This is a genomic window from Robertkochia marina, from assembly GCF_004799345.1.
Classification (GTDB): Bacteria; Bacteroidota; Bacteroidia; order Flavobacteriales; family Flavobacteriaceae; genus Robertkochia; species Robertkochia marina.
The window spans coordinates 714,388-731,029 of the sequence record NZ_SSMC01000001.1 but is presented as its reverse complement, the minus strand read 5'-3'; the positions used below and the strand labels follow the sequence as shown (position 1 = coordinate 731,029).

Sequence of the window (16,642 nt, the reverse complement as noted above, 5' to 3'; positions counted from 1 at the left end):
ATTAATACGATGGTTTCCTGAAAATCAGGCTGAGTTAAAATAATATTAAATTTTTTGTAACGTTCTCACTATATATCCGTCTTTATATTAAAGCACACTTACATTTTTGAAAAGATTTTATAAGATATTACTCCTCTTTGTCATCCTTTTTCTATTGGGAATAGGTGCATTTGCCGGTTATATAAACTACACCCTGGATAAAAAGGAAAAGGCCAAGGCAGCAGAGATCGAAAAGGTGGCCACCACCCATCACCTTAACGTATAATTCACATTATACCTACTTCTTTTTTTCTTACTTTTACTCTGAATCACAAGACATTAAGCGTGAAAAATTTTAGGCTGGTAGCTACTTTTACTTACCCTCATGAGTACCTGGTACTGAAGTTCCTTCTGGAGAAGGAAGACATTCCATTCGTTTTTGAGAATGAAACCATGGTCGGTATTTCTCCATTTTACTCCAATGCCCTTGGAGGTATACGTCTTTTGGTACCGGAGGCCTACGTAGAATACGTGATCGAACTTATCAACGATCTCAACGCGCCCTCCTCTCCGCTGCGCGTGGTTTAACCCCTTTCCCCTTCAAAAGAACAACAGTCACTTTCTTATCAGATCTCTTTCCAACCCTCCATTGCTCTAATCCAAAAAAGAGATCTCAACCTGAACAGGCTTATTCACTTATTAACCATATTCATATTATTATCTTTTTTCTTTTTTTAAAAATTAAATTTTTTATGGTGTATTATGGCTTGTTAATAACGGGTATAACTTTTTAGAGAATTGTTTGGTAAATCGAACAAAAGAAGGTTAATAAACGGTTATTAACAACTTATTATCGATTTAAGTGATTTATTTTCAGCTCTTAGCCATTTTACATCAACAGTTGTTCACAACAAAATATCCGGAAGATTTTTTAATATCTTAAGGTTGTTAACACTGTTCATTTTACTGCCATTCGGGTTTAAGAATTGTCAATTAAAAAGTAAAATTAAGGCTTGCATAAATGGGATATTTTTACAAATTGAGAACCCATTTTACCCGACCAAATTTATTTAAAAGAAATAACGGTCTACTTATCAACAATTCTGTTGATCTCTTAAGTGTTTCATCTTTAAGTTTTTATGTATTTGCATTTAACACGGCTGTTTATAAGTGTAAAAAAGCCTTATTTACTACCTTTGTCTTGTTATTTAAAACCTCTTATTTATGAAAATTGCCATCGGAAATGATCACGCAGGAACAGCCTATAAGTTTGCCATTGTTGAAATGTTGAAAACTATGGGTATTGAGGTGATCAATTGCGGAACAGATGTTTCTGACAGTGTTGATTACCCTGATTTTGTACACCCTGTAGCTTCTGCGGTAGAAGAAGGAAAGGTTGATTACGGAATTTTGATCTGTGGCAGTGGTAATGGTGTAGCCATGACAGCTAACAAACATGCTAATGTTCGCGCAGGATTATGCTGGACCAAAGAATTGGTAGAACTAACCCGTTCTCATAACAATGCCAACGTACTTTGTTTACCGGCAAGATTTACTGCCAAGGAGCAGGCTCTGGAGATGGTAAAGACATTTTTGGAAACTGAATTTGAAGGAGGAAGACACCAACGCAGGGTAGATAAAATTCCATTAGGATGTTAATATGACCCATCAGCATGACCACAGCTTGCATCAGCCTTTAAAGGGGAGGAATCTTTTGATCTCCATCCTGTTGAATGTGGGTATTACCCTGGCCCAGGTAATAGGTGGTATAGCTTCGGGCAGTCTGGCATTACTTTCTGATGCCCTCCATAATTTCACCGATGTTATTTCTTTGGTCATAAGCTATGTGGCCAACCGGCTGGCGCGCACAAAGGCGTCTACCAATAAGACCTTCGGTTATAAGCGGGCAGAGATCATCGCTGCATTTGTGAATGCTGTTTCACTTATTGTGATCGCTGTTATTCTGATCATTGAGGCGGTTAAAAGACTTCTGAAACCTGAGCCAATAGGCTCTGACCTGGTTATCTGGCTGGCGTTGCTGGGTATCGTTGCCAACGGGATCAGCGTTTTGATTTTAAAGAAAGACGCCGGAAAGAACATCAATATGCGGTCGGCTTACCTGCATTTACTGACTGATATGATGGCCAGTGTAGCTGTTTTGATAGGCGGTATTCTGATGAAGTTTTTCGGCATATACTGGATAGACAGCCTCCTTACTTTTTTAATAGGTATCTACCTCATTTATGTTGGTTATGATCTGCTGAAGAATTCTACAAGAATGCTCATGTTGTTTACTCCCCGTCATATAGATATTAAGGCGCTGGTGCGTTCTGTACATCAATTGGAAGATGTGAACAAACTTCATCATATTCATGTTTGGTGTCTCAATGACGACGAGTTGCACCTGGAAGCCCACCTGGATTTTAAAAAAGATGTTACGCTGAGCAGGTTTAATGAGGTACTCTTGGAGATAGAAACGATTTTAAAGGAAGAATACGGGATCAACCATGTGAATATTCAACCGGAATACAACAAGGAAGATCCAAAAGATTTTATTGTTCAGGATTAATAAAAGTACCATGGAAATACGAGTAAAGACCTTTGAGGAATTATCTATTGAAGAGTTGTATGAGCTGTTACGTCTGCGTTCAGAAGTTTTTGTAGTAGAACAGGATTGTGTTTACCAGGATATTGATAACAAAGACCACAAGGCCTTGCACGTCATGGGGTTTAACGAAGACAGACTGGCCGCCTACACACGTATTTTCCGCGCAGGAGATTATTTTGCTCAACCGAGCATTGGCAGGGTTGTGGTTAGAGCATCACAAAGGGGAAAAGATCTGGGGCATAAAATACTAAGGGCTTCCATCGAAACGGTGGAAACCCGGTTTGGTACAACATCCATTGAGATCTCTGCACAGACCTATCTGGAAAAATTTTACAATGATCATCAATTTCGTGCGGTGGGTGAAACCTATCTTGAAGATGGTATTCCCCATGTTAAAATGATCCGCGGTTAATTGATCTTGATCATGTTCTTTTCCAGGTTCAGGTCGTGTAACATCGTGTTGGTAAACTTGTAATGACCTTTCGTGGTAATGATTTTGAAGCGGGAGGAGTTTCTTTTGCTCAAGGCGTCGAGAAACATCCATTTAGATTTAAGAAGGTTTGGTTTTTCCGATTTTACACTGATCTCAAAATAATGCTTAATGCCCATTTTCTCAGCTACTATATCCGGAGTAACACTTACATCACTCCCTTTTTTAAGGAATGATTTTGGGCTCTCATAGCCCTCTAAAGCGGTTTTGATATTCTTAAATCCGCGGTTCTCCAGATAGTTCACAGTTTGTGTCAAAAAATCCTGATAATTTTTTCTGTCAAGTGCTATCATAACAAGTATGATACAATTTTTACAGCTAAATATCAAGTAATCACAGTGTTAAAATCCTTTAACATTTAGCAGAACCTTCTCAGGTACAGCCAAATAACGACCTTTATTCATCAGGGGCGGTGTGTTGGGAGTCCAGTTCGATGTTAATGGTATCGTAAATTACCTTTTTTACTTTTCTTTTACCCAACACTATAAACAGCAGGTAAAGAAAAATATTTTTAATGACTCCACCTGCTAATCTATTCAGTCGTTTATTCAACAATTTCCCATAATCTTCCCTGAATTTCTTAGGATCAAATTCAGGATGATCGAGGTATTCATTTGCATTCGTAAATTGGGGAAGGGTATCATTTTTACAGGCTTTACGAAGTCGTATATCGGGAATGATGGGAAAAAACGGATTTTCAGCCACCGGTTGCTCCTTATCGGGGTTTATACCAAATCGTAGCATCATAGCGTCATTAGGATCAATTCCAAGGCGTTCAGCTACCATTTCAAGGGGTAAACACAGATGAAATCTCAGGAAGTCCCTACAGTTCTTTCTTCCCAGTTCATAGTCATGTGCACGTCTTTTCTTTTCGATAAATCCTGCAAATCCGCTCAGTGGAGCCGATGCAAGGACGTAATTGTTTTTAGCATCCAATTTCAGGTTGTCTGTACTTTTCTTAGGCGCTATCAGAAACCGGGTGCGGTCTTTAAGGGCAATAGCCTGTACAATACCTTCCTGGTTCATCATAACTTCATTTCTCAGGGCTTTGAACATGGCCATGGCTGTTTTAAATATACCGGAGATGGAGGGATCTTTGGTTTTCGGCTTGGATGAAGGCAGCGGGTCTATCATAATAACCGCATACCGGTTTTCCTTTAATTCAGTCTTACAATTTTCTCCTAATATCTTTACTCCCCATCCATAGGGTTCATTGTTAAGCAATCCCCCGTCTATGCTGTCGAATGTACGGGGCCATTCTACTTTCCAGTTCAGGGTCTCCTCTCCTTTCAGATAGGCATCAAACTTTAAATAGGGTTTATGAGGCAGTTCGGCCTTTTTGGAGGGCAGACCAATAGGAAAGGCCGAAGTACTCAAGGCTGCATTTTTGAGGTAATCAATGGCAGTTTCCCGGGTAAGGTCTATGGTATAATAATCTGCTTCTGCCGGGTTTTCTTTAGTATTGTTTTGTTCACCCAGTTTAAATCGGAATACACTGCTGTGTTGGGTCATAGCATGTCCCTGGTCTTTTTTATCAGCTCCGTTAAACCCGATATCAATTTGCAGTCCGTCAAGATTGGTGGTGGTTAACAATAGCTCTGCCTGCTCAGATACCCAGGAAGGCCTTTTAACGTTTTTAAGGGGTTTAAAATGGCGGTTTGCCAGGTCATTGATCGGCTTGCCATTGAGCAGTGATGACGGAGTTTGGCGGCATTTCAGATCGGAACTGTTCAACAGCTTTTCAAGGGTACCGGAGTGGTCATCATCTGCCATGGTTACCCAGCACTCTTTTAAGATCTTATTATCTTCCATGGCTTCATAAGAAGCATCTAATATCTTTTGCAGGCTCAGGGCTGCTGCGATTCCTCCAGCCGATGCCCCGCTCATTACTTCCAGGCTCACCTCATGCATGGGAATGCTGTGATCGTAATCAGGATGGTCGGTACCCAGTGCGGCGTTCTTTTGTTTTTCTTGCTCCCACAGATCAAGAACATGAAAGAGCTCATCGAGCACCCCGGCGGTATAGGCTCCGGCCGATACGGCCCCTGCCATGGTAAGGCAAAGCTTAAAGGATTTTTCAGACATGGTGGCGATTTTATGTTAAGATAATGGAAATTGGGGATATGGGGATATGGGGATATGGGGATGTGGGGCCAGCTGACGGGCGGGAGGCTGTAGAGCGTAGCAGGGGAAGTGGACTTTTGGTGAAGAAGCCCCCATCCGGCTTTGCATCCCCACACCATCTGGCCCCTCACTATGCAAGGTTCACTGAACCTTGCATAACCGTTCGGTCCTCCCCTTAGGGAGAAGGATTTTAACCTTTGTGGAATCATTTGTTGATGTCTTTGGATACATAATCAACCATGTAAACGAATTAACCCCTCCTTTTTAAGGACGGGTGTACACGACAACAGTCGTGTACAGGGTGGTTTCATAAGATAAAATACATCAGACGTAAGAATCGTGCTCAAATAAAAAACCCGCAACTCTGCTGTTCTGTGTTACGGGTTTTTTTTGCATGGATGCAGATTGTTATTGTAGAATGCCCTGGTATCTTTCGGTATCCTGAAGTACAGAAAGGGCTTCTCCTATGGTCTTATCTTCCTTGAGGTAGTAATTGTAAAGTCCTTCGCGGTAGCCATAGCGTACTACCAGTTCATCTGTAATGTCTTTAATGATTCGGTCACTTGCCGTGTCAAGTGCATTCTTTTTACTGTTGGCAATACTGCTGAGCAGTTCCTGATATTCTTTTTGAACCTCGCTGCCCATCACAACCAATTCCTCAGCATTAAGTTCTGTTTCCAGCACATGTTCTGCCGGTGTTTTGTATTGAAGGTCTTTGCTGTTTACGTACTGTTTAAAAGCAATGTAGTCCTGGGTGGAGAAACTGAACGATTGCAACTCTTTATCGGGATGTTTAAAATAGTAGTCGGTGGCAAAATCAAAGATCAGCATATCGTTATTTAAAGCCTGAGTAAGTGCGTTTTGTTCCAATTCTTTAATAGCCACATCGGGGGTAACCCCACCGTTGTCGAACACACTTCGTCCGTTTCTGGTTTTATATTCCCTGAATGAATTTTTAGATACAGCGTTGCCTTGTTCGTCGCGGTTCCAGTAGTCGGTAGATTGAATACAGCGACCGCTGGGGGTGTAGTATCTTGAAATGGTGACCTTTAACTGGGTGCCATAGGTGAGTTTGATAGGGCGCTGCACCAGGCCTTTACCGAAACTCCGGGCACCTAATACCACTGCCCTGTCGAGATCCTGCAGGGCGCCGCTTACGATCTCACTGGCAGAAGCACTGCGTTCATCAATAAGTATGGCCAGGGGTATTTCAGTATCTACCGGGGTTTTTCGGGTCTTGAATTCCTGGTTGAATTTTTTCACCTTAGAACGGGTGCTCACAATGAGTTCGTCTTTTGGAACAAAGAGATTACAGATATCGATGGCTTCACTGAGCAGCCCTCCCGGATTACCTCTAAGGTCAAGAATGATGTTCTCTGCACCTTGTTCTTTCAGATCTTCCAGGGCTTGTTTGGTTTGTGCAGCGGCTTTTCGATTAAAGCGCGATAGTACTATATAACCGGTATTGCCATCGGCCATTTTATAAAAAGGTACAGCATCTACTTCGATATCCTCTCTTTCTACGGTAGTAGTGTTGGTAGCCCCCTGTCGTTTATAAACCACTTCAACAGTTGAGTTTTTAGCGCCTTTAAGCAGTTCTGTGGCATCATCTTTAAAATCTGACACCTTGATATCTCCGATCTGAACAATCTCGTCTCCGGCTTTTAAACCGGCTCTGTCTGCCGGGTAACCTTCGTAGGGTTCAATAATGAGGAGTTTATCATTATAACTGCGCACCATGGCACCGATACCGGAATACTCCCCGTTGTTATTGATCTTGAATGATTCTACATCCTGCTCGTTCATAAAGCGGGTATAGGGATCCAGATCATCGAGCATACTTTTAATAGCGTGATCCATAAGCTCGGCAGGATTGGTTTCATCAACATAGTTCATGTTGAGTTCCTTGAACATGGTAGTGAAGATCTCTACTTGTTTTGCGATCTCGAAATAGTCGTTGCGATAACTTGTTGCGGTCAGGAGGACAGCTACAACCAGAACAGGGATGAGCAGCTTTTTTTTCATTCTCGTTTGCACTATGATTAATACACCTTCTACTAAAAGTACCAAAATTGATGCTTACTCAAAAAGAATATCCGGCCACAACGGGGTATTTAACGTAATTTTTTAGTTATTATTCGTTGAATATCAAATATTTACGTTGTTCTTGAGAAACTTCTGAAACAATTGCGCCATTTTTTTATTCAATTGCTGTTGTTCCGGCAGGTCCCTGCCGGTATAGATAAAAACGAAGGCGTAAGACTTTTGAAGTTGGGGTAACCATTCCCATTTTTGAAGTCGCCAGCTTTCACGCATCAGTCGCTTGATCCGGTTGCGGTCTACAGCTCTTTTAAAACGTCTCTTGGGTACTGATACCGCTGCCTGAACTGGTACTTCTTCGGGCAGCTCGGCGGGAAGGTAAACCAATTTTAAGGGGTATGCAGATACAGACGACCCTTCAGTGAATACCGCTTCGATGAGTTTTCTGCTTTTTAGTTTTTCTTTTCTGGGGAAGGACCTGTCCATATAAGGAATTAAGGGGTAAAAATAAAAAAAACCTCCCTAAAAAGAGAGGTTTTAAATAGTAATACCTAAGAATGGTATTTAATCATTCTTAGCTGTATCAGGTTGTCTGTAGATGTTGTTTTCTCTGTTGATGTCTGCCATTAATCCTGAAGGATCAAGGTAGATGGTTTTAATTTCTGATGAGTCGCGATCTATGGCAAAAGAATATTCAGGATACACCCATGGCCAGTCTTCCATCACCGTTCTTTCAATATTCTCATAGGGATTATCCTTTTCGCCACGCATCATTCTCAGGGGCGCATAGAAAGATTCTACACTTCCATCTACATACTCTACCATGAGATCAACAGGCATTGGCATTTTCCCTATACGTTCCAGGGTTATCCTGGTTTTCCCTTCATTTTCAGCCTCAACACTTTTAATGCTGTAGTCAATCGTATGTGTGGTTTGTGCCCACTCATTGAGGTACCACCATAATTGCATGCCCGACACTTTTTCTGCTGTTCGGATAATATCATTGGGGGTTGGATGGGTGAACTTAAAATCGTCATAGTATTTTTTCAGGGTTTGCATCAGCTTATCCTGGCCGATCACATATCCCAGTTGACTTAAAAACACCTCCCCTTTACTGTAAGCCGAAATACCATAAACAGTATTCATACTGTAACGATCTGCCTGGGTAGACAGTGGCTCTTGTTTATCTGAGTTTGCAAGTTTCAGGTACCCGTTGTAAGCACCTTCGAACGGATTTTCATTTTCTCTTTCCATCACCTGGTTCTCAGCCAGGTCAGAGATAAAGGAAGTAAACCCTTCATCCATCCACTCGTGTTTGGCCTCATTGGTAGCCAGGATGTGCTGGAACCAGGTATGAGCCAGCTCATGGGCGGTTACCCCTACCAGGCTTCCAAATTTACGCTCCCCGGTGATCAGGGTACACATGGCGTACTCCATACCACCGTCTCCACCCTGTATCACAGAGTATTGTTCCCATGGGTAGGGCCCAACGTTTTTGCTGAAGAAATCCATCAGTTCAGCAGTTTTAGGTTGCAGGTTCTTCCAGTTCTCCCTGATCTCGTCATTGTCTTTGTAGAAGAAATGCAGGGTTGGTCCGTTTTCCATTACAAAGGTATCGTGCACGTACTCAGGGTCTGCTGCCCAGGCAAAATCGATCACATTCGGCGCCTTGAAATGCCAGGTCAGTTTTTCGCCTTTTGGGCGTTTAACCTTCATTCCTTCCGCCTCATAACCATGTCCGATCTCCTGCGGATTCTGAAGGTATCCGGTACCTCCTATCACGTAGTCTTTATCAATGGTGATCTTTACATCAAAGTCGCCCCATACGCCTTGAAATTCGCGGGCGATATACGGGTGGTCCTGCCATCCTTCAAAATCGTATTCAGCCATTTTAGGATACCACTGTGTCATGGAAAGGGCTACCCCTTCTTTGTTGTTTCTACCACTTCTTCTGATCTGTACCGGTACCTGACCTTCAAAATCCATGTTGAAGGTTACGGTTTCTCCGGGAAGAATTGGCTGAGCCAACGCTACTTCCAGGATGGTTCCTTCGGTGTGGTGCTCTATTTCAGTTCCGTTTTGCTTCAGGCTGTTTACCTTTACATATCCGATCTCATCAGGCCCTAACTCGCTGATCCTTGAACCAACACGTCGATCCGGATCGGGCAGATTTCGGCTTCTCACATCCATCTCACTTCCCGGTTGAAAAGCGTTAAAATACAGGTGGTAAAATACCGTTTGGAGGGTGTCAGGAGAATTGTTGGTATAAGCCAGTTCCTGCTCTCCGGTGTAACGGTAGGTTTCTACATCCATATCCACCGACATTTTGTAATCTACATGCTGTTGCCAGTAATACGGTCGTTCATTTTTTTGCTGGGCAAAGGTTGACATTGTAAACCCTAGACTCAGCGCTGCAAATAATATCTTTCTCATAGAATGGTTTTAAGTAAATAAGGCTCATAACTTTTTCCATTGAGCCCGGTAGTCATTATTTGGTATTAGAGTTTAATTTTTTTTCGCGATACCTTGTCGGCCATGATCAGGGCATTGTATAAATTCACCATGTTACCTGACCTTGACAATTCACTGAATTTTTGTTTGTTGTTCGGATCACCGGCAACGATCACTTCCTGATCTGAGGTCAGTCCTGATTCCATGATAATGGCTTTTACCTGGGAGGCTTTTAACTTAGGAAAATACGACCTGATCAGTGCTGCCACCCCTGCTACTCCAGGAGCGGCCATCGAGGTACCCTGAAGGTATTCATAGGTATCATCGGGGGTAGTGGCATAGATCTTTGTACCAGGGGCAAATACATCCACATTGATCTTCCCGTAATTGGAAAACCCGGCTATCATTTGTTCTCCATAAGCCCAGTTCAATGCCCCGACGGTAAGAACATTATCAACAAATTCAGGGCCGTTGTTTTCCTGGTCGTTCGGGTAGTTCTCTACTTCATCCAGAAAACTTCCGTCATTACCGGCCGCATGTACGAATAATACATCGTGTTTTGCAGCGTATTTTAAGGCGTCGTATACCCATTCTTTGTTTGGAGAAAAGCTCTTTCCAAAGCTTCCGTTAATCACCTTTGCGCCATTGTCAACGGCATAACGAATGGCCAGGGCAATATCCTTGTCGTACTCATCGCCATCGGGCACAGCTCTCAGGGCCATGATCTCCACGTTCGTGGCTACCCCGTTCATCCCGATATTGTTATCGCGCTGGGCAGCAATGATCCCGGCTACATGGGTACCGTGTCGGGTACGTTCAAGATCAGTGATCACATCATTGTTTCCGTAATTGGTATCGTTGATGTCATAGGGATCATCTCCTACCTCACTCCTGCCGTCAAAATCAGGGTTAAGGTGATACTCGTATTGAGAGGTCAGAATTTCCATGTCTTTTTCAAGCAGGTCTTTAAACTCTTCCACTGAGCCATATTGCGACATGTAGAATTCTAAAAATCGCTTGGTTTGCATCATTTGCTCGTCCTGGGCATCAATACTTCGCAACTCTTCCAGGGTATAAGCGTCTTTTCCGAGTTCTTTTCTGACAATGCTATCGGTCAGGTCGGTAATGGCCATCATTTCTGCATACCTGTTCAGGGTGTTCTCGGTTTCATTAAATTCCTTATCGTATTGGGCTTTAGCAGCCTTATACATTTCAGAACCGTCATCACCTCGTTTTACGATACGGGTCATTTCCAGGTTTTCATGAACAGCGGTTCCGAGGAAATTCCATCCGTGAATATCATCTACATATCCATTGTTGTCGTCGTCAATATTATTGTTCGGAATCTCATCTTCATTCACCCAGATCACATTTTTCAGATCTTCATGATTAATATCCACTCCTGAATCAACTACCCCCACAATGACCTTCTTTCCTTCTCTTGAGGCTAAGATCTCCCGGTAAGCTTTCATGACGCTCATTCCCGGGATGGTATCTGTAAAAAGGTCGGCATGTCCCCAGTCTTTATACTGTTCTTCAGTAAACTCTTGTTTATTAAGATCTCTCTGACCGGTATTGGTAATAGGATCCAGATCAATAGGAGCTGCCCCGCATCCGGCCAGCAAGCCCATGGCCACTATACCTGAGGCCAATGTATACTTCATGTTCATCATCGTCAATTTAAATTATGTCTTCAAATTTTAAAGTTTTGTCCAGTCTGATCCCTTTTTCGGTTTCCTTTAGGGTACAGATCTCATTATGGGCATCGTGTTCAAGGAAGAGAAAAAACTCTTTATCCACGGCGTTTTTCAAGAATCTGGCCTTTTCATCCAGGGTGAGTAGTGGTCGGGTATCGTAGCCCATGACATAGGGCAAGGGAATATGCCCGGCGGTGGGCAAGAGGTCGGCAGTAAATACGATGGTTTTGCCTTTATAATTAATATGGGGGATCATTTGTTTATCGGTATGTCCGTCAACAAAAAGGATCCCAAATCCAAGTTCAGAAGTTTCAGCAAAATCTCCCCTGGGGGTATCTGTAAAATGCAATTGTCCGCTTTCCTGAAGCGGCAGAATATTCTCAGATAAAAAAGAGGCCTTTTCACGGGCATTAGGGTTTACGGCCCATTCCCAATGGTCTTTGTTGGTCCAAAAGCGCGCGTTTTTAAAGGCAGGCCTGTACCCTTCTCCGTTCGGATGTCGTTCTACACTTCCGCCACAATGATCAAAGTGCAAATGAGTCATAAAGACATCGGTAATATCATCGCGATGAAAGCCGTGTTTGGCAAGAGAGCCATCAAGGGTATGATCTCCCCACAGGTAATAGTAGCTGAAAAACTTATCAGACTGCTTATTGCCCATTCCGGTATCGATAAGAATAAGCCGATCGCCATCCTCGATCAAAAGTGACCGGGCAGCAATATCGATCATATTATTGGAATCTGCAGGGTTGGTTCTCGACCAGAGTGACTTAGGTACTACCCCGAACATTGCCCCCCCATCTAACTTAAAGTTTCCTGTTTCTATCGGGTATAACCGCATAGCGCATTTTTGAGGTTAAAAAAAGGTTATGCAAATTAAGAAAAGCATGATAGAATGGTAAAAAGGCCCATCTTTATTATCCTATTTTTAACATTTTTATATTTTTATAGACCTTAATTTAGACACAGAACCGAACTTATGTTAGAACTCGCGGGTATCATTATATTGGGAATTATTGCACAATGGGTAGCCTGGAGGTTCAAAATACCCGCTATTTTACCGCTTATCCTTATTGGTTTGGCCGTGGGCCCGATCGCCACCCTGTATACCCATGATGGCACAAAACTTATAGAACCGGTTTGGCATCCGGAATACAATAAAGGGCTTTTTCCGGGCGAATCGCTGTTTCACTTTGTATCGCTCGCTATCGCGGTGATCCTATTTGAAGGCGGACTGACCCTGAAAAGAAATGAGGTGCTTAATGTAGGCCCTGTGATCATTAAACTGATCACTGTGGGCACCCTGGTAACCTTTTTACTGGCCGGGGTTGTTTCGCATTTCCTGTTCGATCTCAGCTGGCCCATATCTTTTCTTTTTGCCTCTTTGATCATCGTTACCGGCCCCACGGTTATTACTCCCATCCTCAGAAATATTCCTTTGAAGAAAGATCTATCTGCTGTATTAAAGTGGGAAGGTATTCTGATCGATCCCATCGGTGCAGTAGCGGCCGTATTGGTGTTTGAGTTTATCCGTGTAGGTCAGGGAGAAGAGTATACGCGTCAGGCTTTAATAGAGTTTGGTAAAACAGTGGTAGTAGGTTTATCTGAAGGTTTCTTTTTTGCCTATGCCCTGTATTTTGTGATCAAAAAGAAGATGGTGCCTCATTACCTGATGAATGTATTTACCCTCTCGGTGGTGTTGGGTGTTTTCGTGCTTTCAGAGCAGTTTGCCCATGAATCCGGGTTGCTTTCTGTAGTGGTTATGGGAATGGTTCTGGGTAATATTGACCTGCCTAATATCAAGGAACTTCTTTATTTTAAAGAATCGCTGAGCGTACTCCTGATCTCCATCCTGTTTATACTGCTGGCTGCCAATATTGATATGAATGATCTCTACCTGGTGTATAATTGGGAAACCCTGCTCCTGTTTGCCTCTGTGGTATTTATCATAAGACCGCTTGGGGTATTTTTAAGTACCCTCGGCTCAGGCCTTAAGTTCAATGAACGGCTTTTTATAAGCTGGGTTGGACCCCGTGGTATCGTTGCTGCAGGTATTGCATCGCTTTTTGGTACCCGCCTTGCTTTAGAAGGAGAGCCGGGCGCAGAGTATATTACCCCCCTGGTTTTCGTGATCGTGCTGGGAACCGTATTACTTAATGCTGCTACGGCAAGGATCTTTGCAAAGATCTCGGGGGTGTTCCTGAAAGAATCTACCGGAATTCTCATTGTTGGTTCGTCAAAGGTATCGCGCTTAATAGGGAAATACCTTCAGAAAAATGACCGTCATGTGGTGCTTATCGACAGTAATAAGGAGAATATTGAAAAAGCCAAGGCGATGGACCTTGACGCAGAGGAAGCCAATATATTTTCTGACGAGCTTACCGATAATATCGAGTTCAATGATATCGGATACCTCATGGCATTAACGGCCAGTGAAGAGGTAAACAAACACGCTATTGAGCGTTTCAGGGAGCAATTGGGAGAGAATGGAGCCTTCAGGCTTATTACCTCTGAAGAAATGATGGATCCTTCAGAAGCCAATGACGAGCTCTTGTTCTCTAAAAAAGATGACTACATCAACCTGAGTGAGGTGGCGAGAGACTATCCGAAGATCAATGAGATCGATCTTAATTCAAGAGAGGAGTACCTGGAGTATATGCATCGGCTGAATAATCTAAAAGATTCCATCCCTATTTTTGTAAAAGACCTCTCCGGAGAAATTCATATCATAGCCTCATTTACCGATATGAAAGAGATCGAACCCGGTTATAAATTGGTGTATCTCGGTAAACCGGTAAAACTCATTAAGGAAGAAATTCAGAACGATGTTGAAAACGAATCTGAAGACAAGGCATGATCTATGAAAAATAAAAGTATTTTCCCTGCTCTATTAGCATGCTTCGCCTTGATCATGGTCACTGCCCATATCGATATTTTAAAAGATCAGTTCCTGTTGGATGATGAGGAAAAGCCCGTGGAAAGTACAAGGTTAGCCATTGAAGATCAGGGGGCGTTTGAGTTTAAAAAGACCACAGACATTGTATTATCTAACAGGTTTCGTTTAAAGAACACCATTGTTCATTTACAGGATCATCCGGAGATCTCATACAAGGACCGGGTGTTGAATGCAGCCCGACAACCCATTTATGACAGTATAGCAGAAGTTTATTTTGATGACAAAATACTTCTCAAAAGCAATTCATTAAAGCAGTTAACGACCTCCTATCACAAAGACCCCGATTTTTGGAAAAATGCAGGGCTGGAGAGTTTTGAAGTTGACATGATAAAGAGTGATGCGAACACCCTGGTGTGCCGTTATACGTTTGTGTCTTACAACTTACAAGAGTACAGGGCGTTTGAAATCCGGGTAGACCGGAAGGGAGAAACAGCTATCGAACAAGTATAAAAAAACCCCGGATTTCCGGGGTTTGAAGTTTTAGTCGTTTAGTTTTAAAACAGCCATAAAGGCTTGCTGAGGTATTTCTACATTTCCTACCTGTCGCATTCGTTTTTTACCTTTTTTCTGCTTTTCCAGAAGCTTTCTCTTACGTGAGATATCTCCACCATAACATTTAGCCGTTACGTCCTTACGAAGCGCCTTAATGGTTTCTCTCGAGATGATCTTGGCTCCGATGGCTGCCTGGATCGGAATATCGAATTGCTGTCTCGGAATGAGTTCCTTCAGTTTCTCACACATCTTCTTCCCAATGTTATAGGCATTATCCGTGTGGATCAGTGCTGAAAGGGCATCGACTGAGTTTCCGTTAATGAGAACATCTACTTTTACCAGCTTGGATTCACGCATTCCAATAGGGGTGTAATCAAAAGAAGCATACCCTCTGGAAACCGTCTTTAACCTGTCGTAGAAATCGAAAACGATCTCTGCAAGGGGCAGGTCAAAGTTCAGCTCAACTCTTTCCGGAGTCAGGTAATTCTGATTGGTGATCTCTCCCCGTTTTTCGATACAGAGCGACATGACCGGACCTACAAAATCGGCCTTGGTAATGATGGAAGCTTTGATATAAGGTTCTTCGACTCTGTCAAGCTTTGAAGGCTCGGGAAGGTCAGAAGGATTGTTTACAATAATACGTTCGTCCGGTTCTTTTTTGGTGTAGGCATGGTAGCTTACGTTAGGCACCGTGGTAATCACGGTCATGTCGAATTCGCGCTCGAGTCGCTCCTGAATGATCTCCAGGTGAAGCATTCCGAGGAATCCGCAACGGAAACCAAAACCAAGAGCTGCCGAACTTTCAGGGGCAAACACCAGGGAGGCATCATTGAGCTGAAGCTTTTCCATAGCTCCTCTAAGTTCCTCGTAATCTTCGGTGTCAACAGGATAGATCCCGGCAAATACCATAGGTTTTACATTCTCGAACCCTTCGATCATATTGGCGGTTGGGTTTTCGGCATCAGTAATGGTGTCTCCCACCTTTACTTCTCTTGCATCCTTGATCCCTGTGATCAAATAACCCACATCACCGGTTTTGATCTCCTGCTTTTTAACCTGGGAGAGCTTCAGGGTTCCTACTTCATCGGCATAATAGCTCTTCCCGGTAGCAAGGAACTTGATCTTCTGTCCCTTGGTGATCTTACCATTGATAACCCGGAAATAGGTTTCTACCCCGCGAAAAGGGTTGTATACGGAATCAAAGATCAGGGCCTGAAGCGATTCATCAGGATTCCCTTTGGGGGCCGGAATGCGCTCTATAATGGCTTCCAGGATCTCTCCGATCCCGATCCCTGTCTTAGCACTGGCCGGGATCACATCAGAAGGATCACACCCCAGCAGGTCTACGATATCGTCGGTAACTTCTTCCGGATTTGCCGAAGGAAGGTCAACCTTGTTCAATACTGGAATGATCTCCAGGTCATTTTCAAGAGCCAGGTAAAGGTTTGAAATGGTTTGTGCCTGTATACTCTGGGCGGCATCAACCACCAACAGGGCTCCTTCACAGGCCGCAATAGAACGCGATACTTCATAAGAGAAATCCACGTGTCCTGGAGTATCTATGAGGTTGAGAACATATTGCTCTCCTTTGTAGTTGTATTCCATCTGGATGGCGTGACTCTTAATGGTAATTCCACGCTCTCTTTCCAGGTCCATATTATCGAGCAGCTGATCCTGTTTTTCACGTTCGGTAACACTACCGGTGAAATCCAGCAAACGATCGGCCAGGGTGCTTTTCCCGTGGTCAATATGCGCGATAATACAAAAGTTTCTAATGTGCTTCATAGCCTTACTTAACATCCAAT

Annotated in this window: 15 protein-coding genes; 7 read left to right on the top strand and 8 right to left on the bottom strand. The window is 43.1% G+C overall.

All coding sequences use genetic code 11. The features are described from left to right. Positions 1-106 precede the first annotated feature (106 nt). The 5 genes from E7Z59_RS15210 to E7Z59_RS02955 all read left to right on the top strand — a co-directional run bounded on the left by E7Z59_RS15210 (position 107) and on the right by E7Z59_RS02955 (position 2,999). Positions 107-265, top strand: coding sequence for a hypothetical protein (locus E7Z59_RS15210; protein WP_168731228.1), 159 nt, complete (start codon positions 107-109; stop codon positions 263-265). A 59-nt stretch (positions 266-324) separates the two neighbouring features. Then, positions 325-567: a DUF2007 domain-containing protein gene (locus E7Z59_RS02970; RefSeq protein WP_136334795.1), complete on the top strand. Its 243-nt coding sequence runs from the start codon at positions 325-327 to the stop codon at positions 565-567. 636 nt (positions 568-1,203) lie between these two features. After that, positions 1,204-1,638 (top strand): ribose 5-phosphate isomerase B, encoded by a 435-nt coding sequence (gene rpiB / locus E7Z59_RS02965; protein WP_136334794.1) that lies wholly within the window; start codon positions 1,204-1,206, stop codon positions 1,636-1,638. Position 1,639: 1 nt separating this feature from the next. After that, on the top strand, positions 1,640-2,548 hold the full coding sequence (locus E7Z59_RS02960; RefSeq protein ID WP_136334793.1) for a cation diffusion facilitator family transporter: 909 nt from the start codon (positions 1,640-1,642) through the stop codon (positions 2,546-2,548). Positions 2,549-2,558: 10 nt separating this feature from the next. Continuing rightward, positions 2,559-2,999: a GNAT family N-acetyltransferase gene (locus tag E7Z59_RS02955; protein ID WP_136334792.1), complete on the top strand. Its 441-nt coding sequence runs from the start codon at positions 2,559-2,561 to the stop codon at positions 2,997-2,999. Here the strand turns inward: E7Z59_RS02955 and E7Z59_RS02950 are convergent. From E7Z59_RS02950 to E7Z59_RS02920, 7 genes are all read right to left on the bottom strand, one after another. After that, positions 2,996-3,370 carry a hypothetical protein gene (locus tag E7Z59_RS02950; protein WP_136334791.1) on the bottom strand — a complete coding sequence of 125 codons (375 nt, stop codon included), beginning with the start codon at positions 3,368-3,370 and terminating at the stop codon, positions 2,996-2,998. The genes E7Z59_RS02955 and E7Z59_RS02950 overlap by 4 nt on opposite strands. Before the next feature lie 103 nt (positions 3,371-3,473). Next, on the bottom strand, positions 3,474-5,162 hold the full coding sequence (locus E7Z59_RS02945; RefSeq protein WP_136334790.1) for a patatin-like phospholipase family protein: 1,689 nt from the start codon (positions 5,160-5,162) through the stop codon (positions 3,474-3,476). 447 nt (positions 5,163-5,609) lie between these two features. Then, positions 5,610-7,226, bottom strand: a complete 1,617-nt coding sequence (locus E7Z59_RS02940; RefSeq protein WP_136334789.1) for a S41 family peptidase — start codon at positions 7,224-7,226, stop codon at positions 5,610-5,612. A gap of 123 nt (positions 7,227-7,349) precedes the next feature. Continuing rightward, entirely contained in the window at positions 7,350-7,727 is a 378-nt protein-coding gene (rnpA, locus tag E7Z59_RS02935; protein ID WP_136334788.1) for a ribonuclease P protein component, read from the bottom strand. A gap of 78 nt (positions 7,728-7,805) precedes the next feature. Further along, positions 7,806-9,674, bottom strand: a complete 1,869-nt coding sequence (locus tag E7Z59_RS02930; RefSeq protein WP_136334787.1) for a M1 family metallopeptidase — start codon at positions 9,672-9,674, stop codon at positions 7,806-7,808. 65 nt (positions 9,675-9,739) lie between these two features. After that, the gene (locus E7Z59_RS02925; RefSeq protein WP_136335498.1) at positions 9,740-11,362 is read right to left on the bottom strand and encodes a S8 family peptidase; all 1,623 of its coding nucleotides are present in this window, start codon (positions 11,360-11,362) and stop codon (positions 9,740-9,742) included. Positions 11,363-11,372: 10 nt separating this feature from the next. Further along, the gene (locus tag E7Z59_RS02920; RefSeq protein WP_136334786.1) at positions 11,373-12,230 is read right to left on the bottom strand and encodes an MBL fold metallo-hydrolase; all 858 of its coding nucleotides are present in this window, start codon (positions 12,228-12,230) and stop codon (positions 11,373-11,375) included. 138 nt (positions 12,231-12,368) lie between these two features. On the opposite strand from E7Z59_RS02920, the gene E7Z59_RS02915 reads away from it, so the two are divergent. Beyond that, entirely contained in the window at positions 12,369-14,246 is a 1,878-nt protein-coding gene (locus E7Z59_RS02915) for a cation:proton antiporter (RefSeq protein WP_136334785.1), read from the top strand. 3 nt (positions 14,247-14,249) lie between these two features. Further along, on the top strand, positions 14,250-14,795 hold the full coding sequence (locus E7Z59_RS02910; protein WP_136334784.1) for a hypothetical protein: 546 nt from the start codon (positions 14,250-14,252) through the stop codon (positions 14,793-14,795). Between the two features lie 30 nt (positions 14,796-14,825). On the opposite strand, the gene lepA is transcribed toward E7Z59_RS02910, so the two are convergent. After that, positions 14,826-16,622, bottom strand: a complete 1,797-nt coding sequence (lepA, locus tag E7Z59_RS02905; RefSeq protein ID WP_136334783.1) for a translation elongation factor 4 — start codon at positions 16,620-16,622, stop codon at positions 14,826-14,828. Positions 16,623-16,642 lie beyond the last annotated feature (20 nt).